Annotated in this window: 16 protein-coding genes; 10 read left to right on the top strand and 6 right to left on the bottom strand. The window is 68.6% G+C overall.

The features are described from left to right. Positions 1 to 12 precede the first annotated feature (12 nt). Together ACWGE0_RS19435 and ACWGE0_RS19430 are read right to left on the bottom strand one after the other, a co-directional pair. Positions 13 to 417, bottom strand: a complete 405-nt coding sequence (locus ACWGE0_RS19435; protein WP_452262280.1) for a DUF6069 family protein — start codon at positions 415 to 417, stop codon at positions 13 to 15. 28 nt (positions 418 to 445) lie between these two features. Next, a complete protein-coding gene (locus ACWGE0_RS19430; protein ID WP_452262279.1) occupies positions 446 to 1,156 on the bottom strand; it encodes a Crp/Fnr family transcriptional regulator in 711 nt (236 codons plus the stop codon). Positions 1,157 to 1,266: 110 nt separating this feature from the next. On the opposite strand from ACWGE0_RS19430, the gene ACWGE0_RS19425 reads away from it, so the two are divergent. Beyond that, positions 1,267 to 2,187, top strand: a complete 921-nt coding sequence (locus ACWGE0_RS19425) for a PucR family transcriptional regulator (protein WP_452262278.1) — start codon at positions 1,267 to 1,269, stop codon at positions 2,185 to 2,187. Positions 2,188 to 2,302: 115 nt separating this feature from the next. Further along, entirely contained in the window at positions 2,303 to 3,067 is a 765-nt protein-coding gene (locus ACWGE0_RS19420; RefSeq protein ID WP_452262277.1) for a PucR family transcriptional regulator, read from the top strand. Between the two features lie 25 nt (positions 3,068 to 3,092). Here the strand turns inward: ACWGE0_RS19420 and ACWGE0_RS19415 are convergent, their stop codons facing one another. Further along, a complete protein-coding gene (locus tag ACWGE0_RS19415) occupies positions 3,093 to 3,515 on the bottom strand; it encodes a YciI family protein (RefSeq protein ID WP_452262276.1) in 423 nt (140 codons plus the stop codon). Positions 3,516 to 3,645: 130 nt separating this feature from the next. Here ACWGE0_RS19415 and ACWGE0_RS19410 point away from each other — a divergent pair, with 130 nt between their 5' ends. Beyond that, positions 3,646 to 4,038 (top strand): CoA-binding protein, encoded by a 393-nt coding sequence (locus ACWGE0_RS19410; protein WP_319965678.1) that lies wholly within the window; start codon positions 3,646 to 3,648, stop codon positions 4,036 to 4,038. Between the two features lie 81 nt (positions 4,039 to 4,119). Continuing rightward, positions 4,120 to 5,013: a ParB/RepB/Spo0J family partition protein gene (locus ACWGE0_RS19405; protein WP_452262275.1), complete on the top strand. Its 894-nt coding sequence runs from the start codon at positions 4,120 to 4,122 to the stop codon at positions 5,011 to 5,013. A 3-nt stretch (positions 5,014 to 5,016) separates the two neighbouring features. On the opposite strand, the gene ACWGE0_RS19400 is transcribed toward ACWGE0_RS19405, so the two are convergent. After that, positions 5,017 to 6,114, bottom strand: coding sequence for a helix-turn-helix domain-containing protein (locus ACWGE0_RS19400; protein WP_452262274.1), 1,098 nt, complete (start codon positions 6,112 to 6,114; stop codon positions 5,017 to 5,019). Between the two features lie 128 nt (positions 6,115 to 6,242). Between ACWGE0_RS19400 and ACWGE0_RS19395 the strand changes: the two genes are divergently transcribed. Continuing rightward, positions 6,243 to 6,824, top strand: a complete 582-nt coding sequence (locus ACWGE0_RS19395) for an NUDIX hydrolase (protein ID WP_319965681.1) — start codon at positions 6,243 to 6,245, stop codon at positions 6,822 to 6,824. A gap of 326 nt (positions 6,825 to 7,150) precedes the next feature. On the opposite strand, the gene ACWGE0_RS19390 is transcribed toward ACWGE0_RS19395, so the two are convergent. Further along, complete coding sequence (locus ACWGE0_RS19390) at positions 7,151 to 8,110, bottom strand: hypothetical protein (protein WP_452262273.1); 960 nt, start codon at positions 8,108 to 8,110, stop codon at positions 7,151 to 7,153. Between the two features lie 209 nt (positions 8,111 to 8,319). On the opposite strand from ACWGE0_RS19390, the gene ACWGE0_RS19385 reads away from it, so the two are divergent. Both ACWGE0_RS19385 and ACWGE0_RS19380 read left to right on the top strand, forming a co-directional pair. Next, positions 8,320 to 10,143, top strand: coding sequence for a S8 family serine peptidase (locus tag ACWGE0_RS19385; protein ID WP_452262272.1), 1,824 nt, complete (start codon positions 8,320 to 8,322; stop codon positions 10,141 to 10,143). A 146-nt stretch (positions 10,144 to 10,289) separates the two neighbouring features. Further along, positions 10,290 to 10,742 carry an RICIN domain-containing protein gene (locus ACWGE0_RS19380; RefSeq protein ID WP_452262271.1) on the top strand — a complete coding sequence of 151 codons (453 nt, stop codon included), beginning with the start codon at positions 10,290 to 10,292 and terminating at the stop codon, positions 10,740 to 10,742. 3 nt (positions 10,743 to 10,745) lie between these two features. Here ACWGE0_RS19380 and ACWGE0_RS19375 read toward each other — a convergent pair whose 3' ends face one another. Beyond that, complete coding sequence (locus tag ACWGE0_RS19375; RefSeq protein ID WP_452262270.1) at positions 10,746 to 11,366, bottom strand: L-threonylcarbamoyladenylate synthase; 621 nt, start codon at positions 11,364 to 11,366, stop codon at positions 10,746 to 10,748. Positions 11,367 to 11,466: 100 nt separating this feature from the next. Here ACWGE0_RS19375 and ACWGE0_RS19370 point away from each other — a divergent pair, with 100 nt between their 5' ends. The 3 genes from ACWGE0_RS19370 to ACWGE0_RS19360 all read left to right on the top strand — a co-directional run bounded on the left by ACWGE0_RS19370 (position 11,467) and on the right by ACWGE0_RS19360 (position 16,947). Beyond that, the gene (locus tag ACWGE0_RS19370) at positions 11,467 to 13,113 is read left to right on the top strand and encodes a glutamate--tRNA ligase (protein ID WP_452262269.1); all 1,647 of its coding nucleotides are present in this window, start codon (positions 11,467 to 11,469) and stop codon (positions 13,111 to 13,113) included. A gap of 157 nt (positions 13,114 to 13,270) precedes the next feature. Beyond that, the gene (locus ACWGE0_RS19365) at positions 13,271 to 13,861 is read left to right on the top strand and encodes a YdcF family protein (RefSeq protein ID WP_452262328.1); all 591 of its coding nucleotides are present in this window, start codon (positions 13,271 to 13,273) and stop codon (positions 13,859 to 13,861) included. Between the two features lie 485 nt (positions 13,862 to 14,346). After that, positions 14,347 to 16,947 carry a glycoside hydrolase family 3 protein gene (locus ACWGE0_RS19360; RefSeq protein ID WP_452262268.1) on the top strand — a complete coding sequence of 867 codons (2,601 nt, stop codon included), beginning with the start codon at positions 14,347 to 14,349 and terminating at the stop codon, positions 16,945 to 16,947. Positions 16,948 to 17,066 lie beyond the last annotated feature (119 nt).

The raw sequence follows: 17,066 nt of genomic DNA, 5'->3' as shown, positions 1-17,066 counted from the left end.
CTACACCGACAGCTACACCGGCAGCACGCGGCGGAAGATCGGCACGGCGACCGCGGCCACGACGACGTGCATGACCATCAGCGCGACCACGCCGACAACCGAGGCGCCCGGCAGGAAGAACACCGGGACGTCCGCGAGGAACGACAGCACCACGACGATCGGCACGAGCTTGCCGAGCGTGCGGGCGGGATCCTTGGCGCGCTTGCGGATCGACGCCCACGCGACCGCGGCGATGATCACGCCGACCGCGGTCAGCACGACATATCCCTGGGGTTTCAGGCCTTCGACGGCGTTCGGGTCGGCCCCGAGCGCCTGGGCCGCCCACGACACGGCCGCGTTGCCGACTGCCGCGATCGCGATGGCAGCGGCGACTCCCAGCACGACCTTTCCGGTGCTGGTCCTGGTTTCAGTTGGCATGACTTCCTCGTTTCGGAAATGGCGGGAGTTAGCGCTGCGCGGGAACCGCGGGCATGCCGACGCGGACCCGGCGGCTGAGCTGCGCCGGGTCGGTGAGGAAGATGCTCTTGCGCTCGATCGAGATCCACCCGCGCTGGGCGAAGTCCGAGAGCGTCTTGTTGACCGTGTCCCGCCGGGCGCCGATGTACTGGCCGAGCTCCTCCTGGGTGAGGTCCTCGATCATCAGCAACGCGCCGCGGCGGTCGTTGCCGAACCGTCCCGCGAGGCGCAGCAACGCTTTCGCGAGCCGTGCGGAGGCGTCCAGCTGCACCACGTCCATGCGCATCTGGTGTGACTCGCGCTGCCGGCGGGTGATGCCGCCCAGCAGCCGTTCGGTGATCTCCGGGCACAGCGCGAGCCACTGCGTGAGGTCGGCCCGCGAGATCCGGCCCGCGTGCACGTCGGTGATCGCGACCGTCGTCGACACCGACGGCGAGGCGTCGAACAGTGTCGGTTCCACCAGGACGTCGCCCGCGCAGTGGAAGTCCAGCACCAGCTCGCGGCCGTCGGTGGAGGTGCAGCACGTCTTCGCCTTGCCCGTGCGGATCACGAACAGGTCGTCGGTGCGGACGCCGAGGCGCAGCAACACGTCGCCGCGACTGAACTCGACGGGCTCCAGGGCGTGGGCGAACTGGCGCCACGCCTCGTTGGAGGGCGCGAGGATCGGTGGTCGCGCCGCGGCGACCAGCTGAGGTGCCATGCACCTGACGTTAGGGTGGGCAACACTGGCATGCCGCTGGAGAACGCTGGGGTTTTCCCCACGGCCGGTCCTGAAATCCTTCAAACGCGTGAAAGAGGGAGGAGCAGCCCGTGCTTTTCGACGTCGGTCGCCTGCTGCACGAGGAGTTCCTCGCCGTCTACCGCGCGGCCGCCGCCGACGCCGACGGCTGGGAGGACGCGGCCGTGACGGTCGCACACTGCGTCGGCGCACGCCTGGCAGCGGCGAAAGTTCCTGTCACACATGTGGTCGTCGCCTTGCGGTCCACCGACAGGTTGCTGACCGAGTCCATGCTGGACGACGACGGCGACGCCCGAGCGCTGGCCGCGGCGGGAACCGCGCTGGCCGCCGAGCTGATGTCCGCGTTCTGCGCCGGTGACGACGGGCTGGCCGACGCGTTGCTCGCCGGCACCGCACCCGATGCGGCTGCGGCCTTCTACACGGTCGTCGCGACCCGGGGAGCCTTGCCCGCACGAGTGGTAAGCGCTTTCCGAAAGCGTGGGCAGGTGCTTCTGGCGACCTCCGGACATCTATTGCTGCCGGTCACCGAAGCGGCCGCGCTGCCGTTGTGCCGCGATGTGTGCGAGGAGATCGGCGGCGAGGTGTGGTTCTGCGTCGCGGAACGGCCCGCCGCGCGCGTCGCGTTGGCGCGCAAGGAGGTCGACGAGATCGACGCGCTGATCGCGTCACTCGGCCGGCCGCCGGGCGTGTACCGGATCGACGACATGTTGTTCGAAAGCGCCGTGATGGAGACGCCGGAGGTCCGCGACGAGCTCGGCAAGGTCGTGGCGCCGTTGCTGGCGAACCCAGTTCTCGTCGAAACAGTCCTCGCTCTGCTCGAGGCGGACGGCAACCGGGCGGTAGCTGTCAAGAAGCTGTTCATCCACCGCAGCACGATCGACTACCGGTTGTGGCAGATCGAGCAGCTCACCGGACTGAGCCCGGTCAACCCGCGTGACCTCGCCGTTCTCGGCACCGCGATCGGCATGAGCCGCGCGAACGCGTTGGGCTGAAACGGTTCCGAAGACCTGAGGTGAACATCAAGGGTCGCTCAAGCCACCTGTGCCAACTGTCGACAGTTGCCTAACGTTCCGGTGCGACACCGTAGGGCCCTCAGGGAGGCGACGCGTGACCACCGTTCTGGACAGCAGGCTGCTCAACGACGTGCTGCGTGACATTCTCAGCCCCTTCGACCTGCCACCGGTCGAGGACGTGGCCACCCGTCGTCAGCTCGCCGGCACGCTGCTGTCCGGACGCGACAACGGGTCGTTCGACGGACTCGCGCTCGCCTACGCGGTCATCGCGTTCTGCTCGTCCACTGAGGACGGTGCCGCCGAGGTGCTCGACGCCGTGCGGGACAACGCGGACGTGCTGGTGCTCGACGGCGTCAGCGGCGGTTACGTGCTGGCTCCGTGCGCCCAGGACGACCACATGGAATTCGCCAGGGAACTGCACGAGCGTCTCGGTGGCGAGGTGTGGATGGCGGTGGCGTGGGCACCCAGGCGTGACCTGGCGGCGGCCCGTGCGACGGCTGAGGACGTGCTGCGGATCGCGTCCGGCCGTGCGCCCGGTGTCTACGAGCTGCGCAACGTGTTGGCGGACTTCGCGGTGCTCCGTCAGCCCCATGTCGCCGAAAGGCTGACGCGCATGATCGAACCCGTGGTGGCGCAACAGCCGTTGCTCGACGCGCTGCGAGCGTTCATCTCCGAGGACGGCAACCGTGCGGCGGCGGCCCGGCGGTTGGACATTCACCGCAGCACGCTCGACCACCGTCTGCGGTTGGTCGAACGGCTCACCGGCTGCCGTCCGACCTCACCGCGTGCGTTGCTGACGTTGAGCGTCGCACTGACCGCGCACTCATCGCCTCAAGTGCCGCTCCCGCGCACTCACTAGTTGTTCGGGGTCACTGCTACTGAGTTCACTGCTTTTGGGCGGCGATCTGCTCGCGCAGGCGGTCCTCCTGCGCCTGGATCTCCGGCGTGATGACCTCCTCGAACGCCTCGGCGCCGTGGATCTGGCGGATCTCGACCTCGCCCTCCTGGAACGGCGCCTTCTTCAGCCACTCCACGGCGTCCTGCAGCGACGGCAGCTCCCAGATCCAGAAGCCGGCGATCAGCTCCTTGGTCTCGGCGAACGGGCCGTCGATGACCGTCGTCGCGCCCTTGGCGTCGAACGCGACCCGCGCGCCCTTGTTGCTCGGGTAGAGGCCGTCGCCCGCGAGCATCACGCCGGCCTTCACCAGCTCCTCGTTGTAGTTGCCCATCGCGGCCAGTTCCTCGGTGGTGGGCATGACGCCGTTCTCGGTGTCCTCGTTGCCCTTGACGATGACCATGAACCGCATCTCGATCTCCTCGTGTCTGGTGCTTCCGGTGCGTTTCTACCCAGCCGTCGATCGGGAGGGCCGCGTTTCGACGAGCTACGGGTGAATGTGACCGCCATCACACCACTGGGCGCGCGGTTACGCTGGTCCCATGCGTGAAGACGTCGACTGGATCCTCGAGAACTGCCAGGTCTGGGCCATCGTGGGGCTCTCGGACAACCCGTCCCGCGCGGCCCACGGCGTCGCGAGGTTCCTCCAGCAACGCGGCAAGAAGATCGTGCCGGTGCACCCGTCGGCCGAGACCGTGCACGGCGAGCAGGGGTACGCGACGCTCGCGGACATCCCGTTCGCCGTCGACGTGGTGGACGTCTTCCGCCGCTCGGAGGACGCCGGCCAGTTCGCGGACGAGGCCGTCGCGATCGGGGCGAAAGCCGTGTGGTTCCAGCTCGGCGTGATCGACGACGAGGCGTTCGGACGGGCGAAGGACGCCGGGTTGCGGATGGTCATGGACGTCTGTCCGGCGATTGAGTGGCGTTCCCGGTGACCGAGTAGCTAATCTGCCTGGGTCGTCCTCGGCCAATCTGGGGGTCCTGAGGACGAATCGGCCTGGGGGGCTTGGTTTCGCATGCACGTTGACATCGACGCGCTGCAGCCCGCGGATTCGCCGCGACTTGGTGGCTGCAGCGAGGAGTTCGTTCGTTCACTCGCGTTTTCCGACACTGATCTGCCACCGATCGTGGTGCATCGCGCCACGATGAGGGTGGTGGACGGCATGCACCGCCTGCGTGCTGCCAGGTTGCGCGGCAGTCGTTCCGTCGAGGTCGAGTACGTCGGTGGGCCGGTCGAGGACGTGTTCGTCCTGTCCGTGTCCGCGAACGTCTCGACGCTCTCGACCGCGGACCGCGAGGCGGCCGTCCGGCGGTTGCTGCGCTCGCACCCGCAGTGGTCCGACCGCGCCATCGCGGCCTCGACCGGCCTCGCGGCCAAGTCCGTCGGCGTGCTGCGCCGCGCGGTGGGCGGGCGCGCCGAGGTGCGGGTCGGGCGGGACGGCAAGGTCCGGCCGCTCAACTCCGCCGCCGGCCGCCGGCTGGCCGGCCAGATGATCACCGAACGGCCCGACGCGTCGTTGCGCGACATCGCACGGGCGGCGGGCGTCTCGCCGGGGACCGTCCGTGACGTCCGGCGGCGGCTGGCCTCGGGGCTCGACCCGGTGCCCGAGCGGATGCGGGCGGCCGAACGGTCCGGGGGTGACGTGGCGGCGACGCGGACCGAGGTCCGGGCGCCGGACACGACCCTGCCGATCCTGCGGCGGGACCCTTCGCTGCGCTTCAACGAGAACGGGCGGCACCTGCTGCGGTGGCTGGAAACGCACGCCGTGTCGTCGGGGGAGTGGTCCACGGTGGTCTCCGGGGTGCCCTCGCACTGCCGGGAACTGGTGGCGGACATGGCCCGCGGGTGCGCGGAGGCGTGGGTGGAGATGGCCGAGGCGCTGGAGCGGGAGGACCGGGCTGCCGTGTGAGGCTCAGGCGAACAGGATTTCTTTGATCTCGCCGGACACCTCGCGCCCCGCGGCCGGCCGCAGGCGGAACAGGAGCTTGCTGAACGACGTCAGGTCGATGTGCACGGTCGCGGACCGCACCTGGCGGATGTCGTCCAGCAGGGCGGCGACCAGTTCGCAGGCGTGGTCGACGTCGCCGGCCTCGGCGTGCGCGAGGGCCCGGCGCAGGCCGAACCGGGTGCGGGCGCGCAAGGCGCCCGGGGCGATCAGCGGGACCTGGGTGTCCATGATCGCGGCGGCTTCGGCGTGCCGGCCCAGGTCGTGGAAGGCCCAGGCCCGCGCCATCGCCACCTGGTCCAGCACGCTCGTTGTGCCGTAAGGGGATTCGCCCGCGGCCTGTTGCCACCGCGCCGCCCGGTCGAGGGCGTCCTCGCACCGGTCCTCCACACCTGCCAGCGCGTAGCCCAGGGCTTCTCGATGCGCGGCCCCGGCTTTCACCGCCGGCGAGCGGGACTTGCCTGCGCGTCGGGCGAAACTGACGGTCGCATGGGCATCTCCTCGATACATGGCGAACTCGGCGGCACGGACCAACGCCCAGGCCTCGAGTTCCAGGTCACCGCCCTTGACGGCGTACTGGACGGCCCGTTTGGTCAGTTCGGCGGCCGAGGCGTCGTCGCCGCGTTCCTGTTCCATCCAGCCGGCGTACTCGGCGTACCGCGCGGACAGCAGCCACAGGCCGCGACCCAGGCCGGGGTCGTCGGCGGAACGGGCCATGGAGCTGAGTATGTCCGCCTGGTGGCGCAAACCGCCGAGCAGCACCACCTCTGCACTGAGCCGGTGGCCCAGGGCGCGGTGTTGCTCGAACATCGCGTTGTAGGTGAGCAAAGTGGTGTGGTCACTGGGAATCGGGCGGACCGGGGCGTCGGTCAGCTCGATCAGCCGGCCTTCCGCCTGCAGCGCGTCGTCGAAGATCCGGGCCATTTCGGGGTTCGGGTGGACCTGCCCGTTCTCGATCTTGCTGAGGTGGCCCTTGCTGTACGGTACGAGCCCGGTCATGCGGGTGAGTGAGTACCCGCGCTCGCTGCGCAGGCGGCGGACCTCCTGGCCGAACGTGGGCGACACGGCTACACCCCCTCCCCCAGTAGTGTGTCGAGCTTCAAACCCCCGGATACCAGATGTCCACGAATTGTCCGGAGATTGACGATCAACTGGGACTAAGTGAAGTGGTCGTCGATGGTTCCATGTGAGTCATGGTGATGACGCGCTCCGACGAGGCGGCTGGTGTGGTGATGGTCTGGCAGCGCTTGGCGACCAACGTGGTCCACCGGTCCCAGTGGTTCGAGGTGCGCGCCGACGACGTCGTCAGACCGGACGGCGGGCATGGCACTTACACGCACGTGGTGGCACCGGGATCGGTCACGGTGCTCGCGATCCAGGACGACGATCACGTCGTGCTGACCCGGCAGTGGATCTACACGCACGGCGGCACGGAATGGCGGCTGCCCGGCGGGGCCGTCGACGACACGGACGACGATCCACTCGCCGCGGCCCGGCGTGAGCTCGCCGAGGAGACCGGGCTGCGCGCCGAGAAATGGGAACGGCTAGGTCAGATCCACGGCGCGGACAGCCTGAGCAACCACGTCGACCACATCTTCCTCGCCACCGGTCTCACCCAGGGCGAGGCGTCGCTCGAGCCTGGTGAGGCGGACCTGCGCGTGCGGACCATGCCGTTCTGCCACGCGCTCGACCTGGTCCGTCAGGGCATGCTCCCGCACGCCGGCAGCTCGCACGCGCTGCTCGTGATGGCGTTGCGCCGCACCGCCCAGAAATAGTGTTTCAGGGGTTTCCTGATTTCGGTGGAAACAGGAAACCCGTTCTCATTCGACTGGCGGAAAGCCACTCTTGGTGCATCGGCGAGAACATCAGCCCGAAAGCCAGTCAGAATGAGAAGGTGAATTTCTCGATGAGAATGATCTGCTCACTCGCCACCGTCGTGAAGGTTGCCGCGATCTGCCTGTTCCTGGGATTCGTGGTCGGCAGTTTCTTCATGGTATCGGTGATCTGACCCGACTTCGGACTGCGGTTCTCCCTTAGTTCACAAGGGAGGTGTCAGCCGTGGAACCGCATTTCTGTGTTGAACTGATCTGAATTTACCCGATCAGACCCGTGGCGACCATTGGACGCCGTAGCCGCGGCCCTGACGAGGATGCGGGAACGACACGTCGATCTCCCCGATCTCGTCCACGGGCAGCTTGCGCGGCCACGGCGTCAGGTCGTCGGTGTCGCGCGCCAGGGCCTCCTCGACGCGCCACACCGAGTCGGGCAGGTCGTCCCGGTCGAAGCGAACACGCAACCGGAACGACTCGCACATCCGCTCCGGCCAGAACACGTAGGTCGGACGCATCGACTGTCCCCGCGGTACTCGCACCTCGAGTGCGAACTGGTGTGTTTGTCCCGTGTTGAGGGGTCGGGGCAAGCGCAGCTTCATGAGGAACCGCCGAGGGGACGGCCGTTCGTGGCCGATGAGCTCCACCCCGTGCAACACCTCCACGTCCAGGTCGCCCGGAGCGCCGTCGGGCGTGGGGGAGGGGATCGTGATGGACCACGCGATCTCGTTGACACCGTCGGTGTCGGCCACGACGGTCCGGCGTTCCGTGCACGCGGGCGTCGGTCCGTCCAGCTTCAGCAGCGCGTCGAACTCCTTGACGTGCCAGAGTTCCGACGGCGCCACGTGTGCCGTCGACGGGGCCGGCTGCAGTGCCACCTCCACCAGGCGCTGCAGCCCGGCCTCCATCCTCCTGCGCACTGTGCGAGCACCGCGGTCCTGTTGCTTCGCGAGCCACTCGATGCGTTCGTTGAGGAACCGGAACTGCGCTTCCTCGTGCAGTCCGAGCGGTGCGAGAACCGCGCTGCGGACCTCGACCGGGAATCCGCGCGCCGCGTTCGTCACCCAGTCGCGCAGTTTCGTTCTCACGGCTTCCGCGCCGTCCGTCTCCACGACGCCGCACACCTGCCTCAGCGCCGGACCGACGTGCAAGTCGATTCCGGGAGTCTGCACTCCGCGGCCGCGGCACAACGTGCGCAGTTCTTCCATCAGCTGCTCAGGTGAGACAGACATCCGTCCTCCGCGCGCGGAAATGCTTTGCCGGGCATGTCGGGCATGCCTGCCGTGACGTTACTCCGGATGGATTCTTCTACACCGTCCGACGAGATGATCACCGCCGATCGACTGATGTTCTGACCTGGCCTTTCGCGGTAACGTGCTGGTCACGGGCGGTGACTGTCCTCCGGTCACCGTCATCCCTGCCTGATGTGGAGGTTGGATTCGTGCTGCGCACAATAATCTCAGCCCTTTCCGCGTTCGCGCTGATCAGCGGCGTTCCTGCCGTCGCTGCCCCGGCTGAGAGCGCTTACCTGCTGCAGTTCCGCACCACCCTGTCCGACGCCCAGCGCCACCAGCTCAAGGGGCTCGGCGTGCGGCTCGGCGCGTTCGTCCAGGACGGCACCTACGTCGCCCGGATGACGAGCACCTCACGCGTTTCGCGGTTGAACTACGTCCGCGAGGTGCGTCCGTTCCAGGCCCAGCCCCAGATCGCCGCGCTGGGTGGTTCCTCGACCTATCTGATCGCGCTGGCCGAGCAGGACGCGCGGGACCAGAAGGTGGTCGCCGACAAGGTGAAGTCCTTGGGCGGCAAGGTGAACGAGATCTCCGAGAGCCGTGAGCACATCATGGCCACGCTGGACGCGGGCCAGGCCGCGCAGCTCGCGAAGCTGCCCGCCGTGATCGCCATCGACCCGGTGTCCGCGCCGGAGACCGACATGGCGATCTCGCGCGAGTCGTCCGGTGCCAACTACATCGAGACCGCCGGCGGCTACCGCGGCCAGGGCGTGCGCGGCGAGGTGATGGACGGCGGCCTGCGCACCACGCACCAGGAGTTCCGCGCCCGTCCGCCGGTGATGCACACCGGCAACTCGTCGAGCACCTCGCACGGCACCTCGACGTACGGGCAGATCTTCGCGTCGGGCGTCTCGTCCGCGCACCGCGGTCTGCTGCCCGAGGCACAGGGCATCTTCGCGATCTACGGCTCGGGTGACCGGTACGCGCACACCAAGCAGCTCGTCGACCCGGCGGGCCAGTACAAGGCCGTGTTCCAGTCGAACAGCTGGGGCGACGCGCTCACCACGTCCTACACGGCGATCTCGCAGCAGATGGACCGGATCGTGTTCGACCACGACATCCTCATCTGCCAGTCGCAGAGCAACGCCGGCACCCGCAGCTCGCGCCCGCAGGCGTGGGCGAAGAACGTGCTGTCGGTCGGCGGCCACTACCACTACAACACCGCCGCGCGCACGGACGACAAGTGGAACGGCGGAGCGTCGATCGGCCCCGCCGCCGACGGCCGCATCAAGCCGGAGATCTCGAACTTCTACGACCGCATCGACACCACGACGTCCACCAACGACACTGCCTACACGACGTCGTTCGGCGGCACGTCCGGCGCCACGCCGATCACCTGCGGCAACGCCGGTCTGCTGTTCCAGATGTGGGCCGACGGCGTGTTCGACGGCGCCCCCGGCAAGAAGCGCGACGTGTTCGCGTCCCGCCCGCACGCGGCGACCGCGAAGGCTTTGCTGATCAACACCGCTGACCAGCACCCGTTCACCGGCACCACGCACGACCAGACGCGGACGCACCAGGGTTGGGGCACCGCGTCCGTTCGCAACCTGTACGACCGCGCTCGCGCGGGTGGCTGGAAGCTGCCCGTGCTGGTGAACGAGACCGATCTGGTGACCACGGGCCAGACCAAGCGCTACTCGTTCACGTCCAACGGCCAGACGCCGCTGCGCGCGACGCTCGCCTACACCGACCCGGCCGGTTCGCCGACCGCGGCCAAGGCGACCGTCAACGATCTGACGCTGAAGGTCACCGCGCCCAACGGCACCGTCTACTGGGGCAACAACGGCCTGCTGGCCGGCAACTGGTCCACGCCCGGCGGCGTCGCGAACACCGTCGACACCGTGGAGAACGTGCTCGTCCAGGCACCGGCGGCGGGCACCTGGACCGTCGAGGTGGTCGCGACCGCGGTCAACGTGGACGGTCACACCGAGACGGCCGCCACCGACGCCGACTACGCGCTGGTCGTGTCGTAGCTCCATTCAGGACGGTGGCGGTTTCCTGCCTGGCCGCCACCGTCCTGACCTGCGGATTGCAGGAATCCTGCAAGCAATCGGCAGGGTCGCCCGTGCAGGTTCCCCAACGGATGCGTCGGATCGCCGACGCGAGAGAGGGGAATCCGATGAGGATGTTCCGCAGGTTCGGCGCCGTCGCGCTGGCGTTCGCGGCCGTCGTGGGGCTGGTGGGCGTGTCACCGGCTTCGGCGGCGATCCGCAGGTTCACAGGGTCGGGCATGTGCCTGGACGGCTTCAACGGCCGTGCGGACGGCGAGGTCTACGTCACCGGCTGCAACACCGGCGCGTTCCAGAAGTTCGACTGGTCCGGCTCCTTCACCGGCACGACGCGCCTGCGCAGCCAGGGCGTGCCCGGCTACTGCGTCCACAACGCGGGCAGCCGGGTGAACCTGGAGCCGTGCAGCGCCGCCTCGTTGCAGCTCTGGGAGGTGCGGGGCAGGGCGGGCAGCCTGATCATCAGGCAGAACAACCTGTGCCTGGCCAGGGCCCTCGGCGACAACCCGAACCGGGTGATCATGCAGGGCTGCACCGTCCTCGGCTCGGCCTGGGCCCTCGCCTAGTTCTCACTCGAACCTGGTCGCGTCTCCCGCGCCGTAGCGGATGATCTCGGGCTCGCCGCTGGAGAAGTCCACCACCGTGGTGGGCGTGGTGCCGCACTCCCCGGAGTCGATCACCGCGTCCACCGCGTGGTCGAGGCGTTCCTTGATCTCCCAGCCCTGCACCAGCGGCTCGGCCTCGTCGGGCAGCAGCAGCGTGGACGTGAGCAGCGGCTCACCCATCGCCTCGAGCAGTGCCTGCGTCACGACGTGGTCGGGGATGCGCGCGCCCACCGTCTTCTTCTTCGGGTGCATCATGCGGCGCGGCACCTCCTTCGTCGCGGGCAGGATGAACGTGTAGCCGCCCGGCGTGGAGGCCTTGATCGCGCGGAACACCGCGTTGTCGACGACCACGAACTGGCCGAGCTGCGCGAAGTTCTCGCACATCAGCGTGAAGTGGTGCTTGTCGTCGAGCTTCCTGATCTCGCGGATCCGGTCGATGCCGTCCTTGTTGCCCAGTCGGCAGCCGAGCGCGTAACAGGAGTCGGTCGGGTACGCGATCAGGCCGTCCTCCCGCAGGATGCGCACGGCCTGTTCGATGGCGCGCTTCTGCGGGTTGACCGGGTGGACGTCGAGGTACTTGGCCATGGCGCAGCAGCTTAGGCCGATCACCGAGGGGCCAGCATTTCGGCTCGCGCACGTTGATAACCTGGGCGTACTTCTTTCCCCGGTTTGGAGACCCTCAGCGATGCTCGACCGTGCCGTCGTCGACGCCCTGTTCCCCTCGGATCTGCCCGAGCCGTCCCACTGGGAGCAGCAGTACCCGCCCCGTGAGCTGGGTGAGGGCGCCAAGGTCACGCGTCTGGGCCCGTCGCCGACCGGGTTCCTGCACATCGGCGGCCTGTACGTCGGCATGATCGACCGCGACCTCGCGTCGCAGTCCGGCGGCTCGTACATCGTGCGCGTCGAGGACACCGACCAGGCGCGCGAGGTCGAGGGCGCCGTCGACCAGTTCAACCAGGCGTTCAAGTACTTCGAGATCGAGCCCGACGAGGCCGACTCCGTGGGCGCGTACGGCCCGTACCACCAGTCGCAGCGCGAGCAGATCTACCTGACCTACGTGCGTGAGCTGCTGCGTTCTGGTGCCGCGTACCTGTGCTTCGCCACGAAGGACGAGCTGGCGGACATCACCGCGCGCCAGCAGGCCACCAAGCTCCCCACCGGCTACTACGGCCGTTGGGCGATCTGGCGCGACAAGACCGCGGAGGACGTTCAGACCGCTTTGGACGAGGGTCGCCCGTACGTCGTCCGCTTCCGCTCGCCGGGCAAGGCGGGGGAGCGCACGTCGTTCGTCGACGCCATCCGCGGCTCGCTGGAGCACGAGGCCAACCGCAACGACGTGGTGATCCTGAAGGCCTCGGACCAGTCGCCGCGCCTGCCCACGTACCACTTCGCGCACGCCGTGGACGACCACCTGATGCGCGTGAACCTGGTGATCCGCGGCGAGGAGTGGATCTCCTCGGTCCCGACCCACCTGCAGCTGTTCGACGCCCTGGGCTTCGAGCGCGTCGAGTACGCCCACATCGCGCCGCTGATGAAGCAGCAGGGCGGCTCCCGGCGCAAGCTCTCGAAGCGCAAGGACCCCGAGGCCTCCGTCGAGTTCTTCATCGAGGCGGGCTTCCCGGCCGAGGCCGTCAAGTACTACCTGCGCGGCCTGGTGAACGCCCGCCTGGCCGAACTCCCGCTCGCCGAAGCCCTCGCGGCCCCGATCTCCCTGGCCGAGTGCGGCGTCGCCGGCCCGCTGGTCGACCTGGTGAAGCTCGAGGACATCGCCGCCGACTACGTCGCTGGTCTGTCCGGCGAGGAGATCATCGATCGGGTCTCGGCCTGGGCGTCGACCTACGACCCGGCCCTGGTCACCGTGCTCGCCGACGCACGCGACGAGGCCCTCGCGGCCCTGCAGGTCGAGCGCGGCCCCGAGGTCGCCAACCCGCGCAAGGACCTCCGCAAGTGGTCCGACTTCCGCACGGCCTACGGCTTCTTCTTCCCGTCGCTCTTCACCCTGGTGACCGACCGCGCCGACGAGCGCCTCGGCGGCCTGGCCCCCGACCTCGTCGCCACGTTCGCCGCCGACTTCGCCGACAACTACGCCGACGTCGAAGACGGCCAGGAGTGGTTCGGCCAGATCCGCGAACTCGCGGGCAAGCACGGCTTCGCGCCGAACCCCAAGGAGTTCAAGAAGAACCCGGACGCCTACCCCGGCTCCATCAAGGAGGCGGCGCAGCTGATCCGCGTGGCCCTCACCGGCTCGAACCGCAGCCCGGACCTGCACGCCGTGGCTCGCACCCTGGGCAAGGACGAGGTCCTGCGCCGAGTGCGCGCGCTGGCGGGCTGATCCGCCGTTGACCGGCCCCTGGCTCCTACGGGAACCGGGGGCCGTTCGCCATCCGGTGCTCCGCCCGTGAACGAGGAGTGCGTCACCTGTGTCCGAGCCCAGCACCATCACCGACGAGCAATGGCGTGACGCCGAGAGCATCTGGGACTACCACCAGATGGGCCACGAGCTCCGACCGGTGGATGCCGCGATCGGGCTCGGCAGCCACGACCTCGGTGTGGCGACCTTCGCCGCCGAGTTGTATCGAGCAGGTTTGTTCCCGCTGCTGGTGTTCAGCGGCGGGAACAGCCCGACGACCGCGGCGCGATTTCCGCGTGGCGAGGCCGTGCACTACCGCGAACATGCCAGGGCGCTCGGCGTGCCGGACAGCGCCATCTTGGTCGAGCCCGAGGCGGGAAATACCGGTCAGAACGTCTCGCTGTCGCGTGCTCTGCTCGCCGATCACGGTCACGTGCCCCGCTCGGTCCTGTTGATCTCGAAGCCGTACATGGAGCGGCGTGCGTACGCGACGTGCCGCAAGGTGTGGCCCGAGGTCGAGGTCGTCTGTGCGTCGGAACCGCTGAAGTTCGACGACTACGTTCGATCGATCGGCGACGAGAAGCTGGTGGTCGACATGCTGGTCGGAGACCTGCAACGGATCGTCGAGTACCCGAAGCAGGGGTTCGCGGTGGAACAGGACGTACCGGCGGGCGTGCTGGGCGCGTACAACCGCCTGATCGAAGCGGGCTTCGACAGCCGACTGCTGTGAGCCCGCGCCGAAGGCGCCATCTCGTGGCGATGCGAAGCGAGCCGGACAGGGCAATGCCGCGTTGGGTACGCCCAGGTGCGATGGACCGCCGGGCAGCGGTGCAAGCCCCAATCGCAATCGTCGCGCAGCGGCGATGGACTCCCACGCCTCGTCCATGCCTGCGCAACCACGCTGAAACGTGACCGGCCCACACCAGGCGACCCCTCCGCTGGAACGCGACCAACCCGCCACCGAGCCCTCGCCACGGCAGCGCGACCACCCGACCGGCCGTCACCCGACCGCCCATCCCAGCCGCCCAACCGGACCACCGCCCCCGCCGCCGAGCGACCGCCGAGCGACGCCTGCGCTGCGCCCGAACGACGGCTGCGCCGCACCCGAGCGAGCGGTCGGCCCGGTATGCCCAGTTCGTCCTGCGGAGTTCCGGAAATAAATTCGTGAGAGCGTTCCCATTGACGTGGACGTAACACGCCGTTGAGGATCGCGGCATGCATTGGAGAAGCACTCTCGCCGCAGTGCTGGGGCTGACGCTGGCCGCCGGCGCTACATCGGCCGCCGTCGCGCAGGAAGCGCAGCACTGGCCGAAGCAGACGGTCATCGGGCAGCCCAAGACGGAGCACGGGTGCGCCCGCATCGAGAAGTCCCTGCCCGAGCTCAAGGGCTGGCCGAAGGTCGAGAGCCAGCTCAAGGGTGACCGCAAGGACGAGGCGCGCATCAAGGCGATCCTCAAGGACATGACGCTGGCCGAGAAGGTCGGCCAGATGACGCAGCCCGAGATCGGCGCGATCACGGCGGACGACGTCAAGACCTACGGGTTCGGCTCCGTCCTCAACGGTGGTGGCAGCTGGCCCGGCGCCAACAAGAAGGCCACGCCGCAGGACTGGCTGGCGCTCGCGGACGCGTACTTCGAGGCGTCCAAGCAGACGCGCACCAAGATTCCCGTCATCTGGGGCATCGACGCGGTGCACGGCAACAACAACGTCTACGGCGCGACGGTCTTCCCGCACAACATCGGTCTTGGCGCGGCGCACGACCCGTGCCTGATCCGGGACATCAACGAGGCCACGGCCGAGCAGATCCGGGCCACCGGCCAGGACTGGGCGTTCTCGCCGACGCTCGCCGTCGTCCAGGACGACCGGTGGGGGCGCACGTACGAGGGCTTCTCCGAGGACCCGCGGATCACCCGCGCGTACGGGTTCGAGGCCATCAAGGGCTTGCAGGACAACGCGAAGAAGCGCATCGGCGAGGACGGCGTGATCGCCACCGCCAAGCACTTCCTCGGTGACGGCGGCACGACCGGTGGCAAGGACCAGGGCGTCAACCCCTCGTCCGAGAAGGACATGATCAACATCCACGGTCAGGGCTACTACGGGGCGCTGGCCGCGGGTGCCCAGACGGTGATGATCTCGTTCAACAGCTGGACGAACGACGTCATCAACGAGGGCAAGGTGCACGGCAGCAAGTACGTGCAGACCGGCATCCTCAAGGAGAAGATGGGCTTCGACGGCCTGCTCGTCTCCGACTGGAACGGCATCGGCCAGGTCACCGGCTGCACCAACGCCAGCTGCCCGCAGGCGGTCAACGCCGGCATGGACATCATCATGGTGCCGCAGGACTGGAAGGCGTTCATCACCAACACGATCGCCCAGGTCCAGTCCGGTGAGATCCCGCTGGCGCGCATCGACGACGCCGTCACCCGGATCCTGCGCGTCAAGCTGCGCGCCGGCACGTTCGACGCCCCGAAGCCGAGCCAGCGTGACCACGCGGGCGAGCAGAAGGCGTTGCTGCACAAGGAACTCGCTCGCGAGGCCGTGCGGGAGTCCGCAGTGCTGCTGAAGAACGACAAGCGCGTGCTGCCGTTGTCCAAGCGCAGCAAGGTGCTCGTGGTCGGCAAGACCGCGGACAACATCGGCAACCAGACGGGTGGCTGGACGCTGTCCTGGCAGGGCACCGGCAACACCAACGCCGACTTCCCCAACGCCACCAGCATCCTCAAGGGCATCCAGGACACCCTGGGCGCCGCCAACGTCACGTTCGCCGAGACCGCGGACGGCGTCGACCCGGCGCAGTTCGACGCCGTCATCGCCGTCATCGGTGAGACGCCGTACGCGGAGGGCGTGGGCGACCTCGGCAAGCGGTCGTTCGAGAGCGCTCGCCTGCAGCCGCAGGACCTCGCCGTGCTGGACAAGGTGTCCGGCAAGGGCAAGCCGGTCATCACCGTCTACGTCGGCGGCCGCGCGCTGTACATGAACAAGGAGATCAACCGCTCCGACGCGTTCGTGGCGGCCTGGCTGCCCGGCACCGAGGGCGGTGGCATCGCCGACCTGCTGATCAAGGGACGCCACAACGGGTTCAGCGGCAAGCTGTCCTACTCGTGGCCCGGCGAGGCCTGCCCGGCACTGCCCGGTGAGCCTGCCAAGAAGCCGCTGTTCAAGCTCGGCTACGGCCTGCGCGACTGGCAGACCGGCAACCTCGGCAAGCTCGACGAGACCAGCCCCGGCGCCCTGTGCTCCGGTGGCGGCGGTGGCACGGCGACCGAGGACCTCGAGGTCTTCAACCGCACGGACATCGCGCCGTACCAGGCCATGATCGGCTCCGCGGAGAACTGGGGCGGCACCGTCGTCGGCCCGGACGGCCAGGCCTCGCACGCCGAGATCAACGTCGTGCAGTCCGACGTCAACGTCCAGCAGGACGCGCTCAAGACGACGTGGACCGGCACCGGCCCCGGCCAGGTGTACCTGCAGAGCCCGACCGGCAGCGACCTGCGCGGCTACGGCAATGCCAACGCGGCCATCCAGTTCGACGTGATCGTGCACGCGGCCCCGGCCAACCGCACGGTCATCAGCGCGCACTGCGTGTACCCGTGCATGGCCGAGATCGATGCCACGCAGGCGTTCCGCAACCTCCCCGTCGGGCAGAAGGCGACCGTCAAGATCCCGGTCTCCTGCTTCTCCGACAAGGGACTGGACCTGGAGAACGTCAACACGCCGTTCCTGGTCTACACCGACGGCGCGTTCCAGGCGTCCTTCGCGAACGTGCGATGGGTGCCCAAGGCGGGCGCTGATCCGGACGCACTTCCCTGCACGTAACCCGGAAACACGCAACGCGAACCGTGCCCTACCGGCAACCCAGCCGGTAGGGGCCGTCCGGGAAGTGCTCCACCCACAGCCCCGAGGTCAGGGGCGCCCGGTTCCGCTCGCACAACCCG

This window comes from Lentzea sp. NPDC054927, from assembly GCF_053610285.1.
This window is presented reverse-complemented; position numbering and strand designations above follow the sequence as displayed.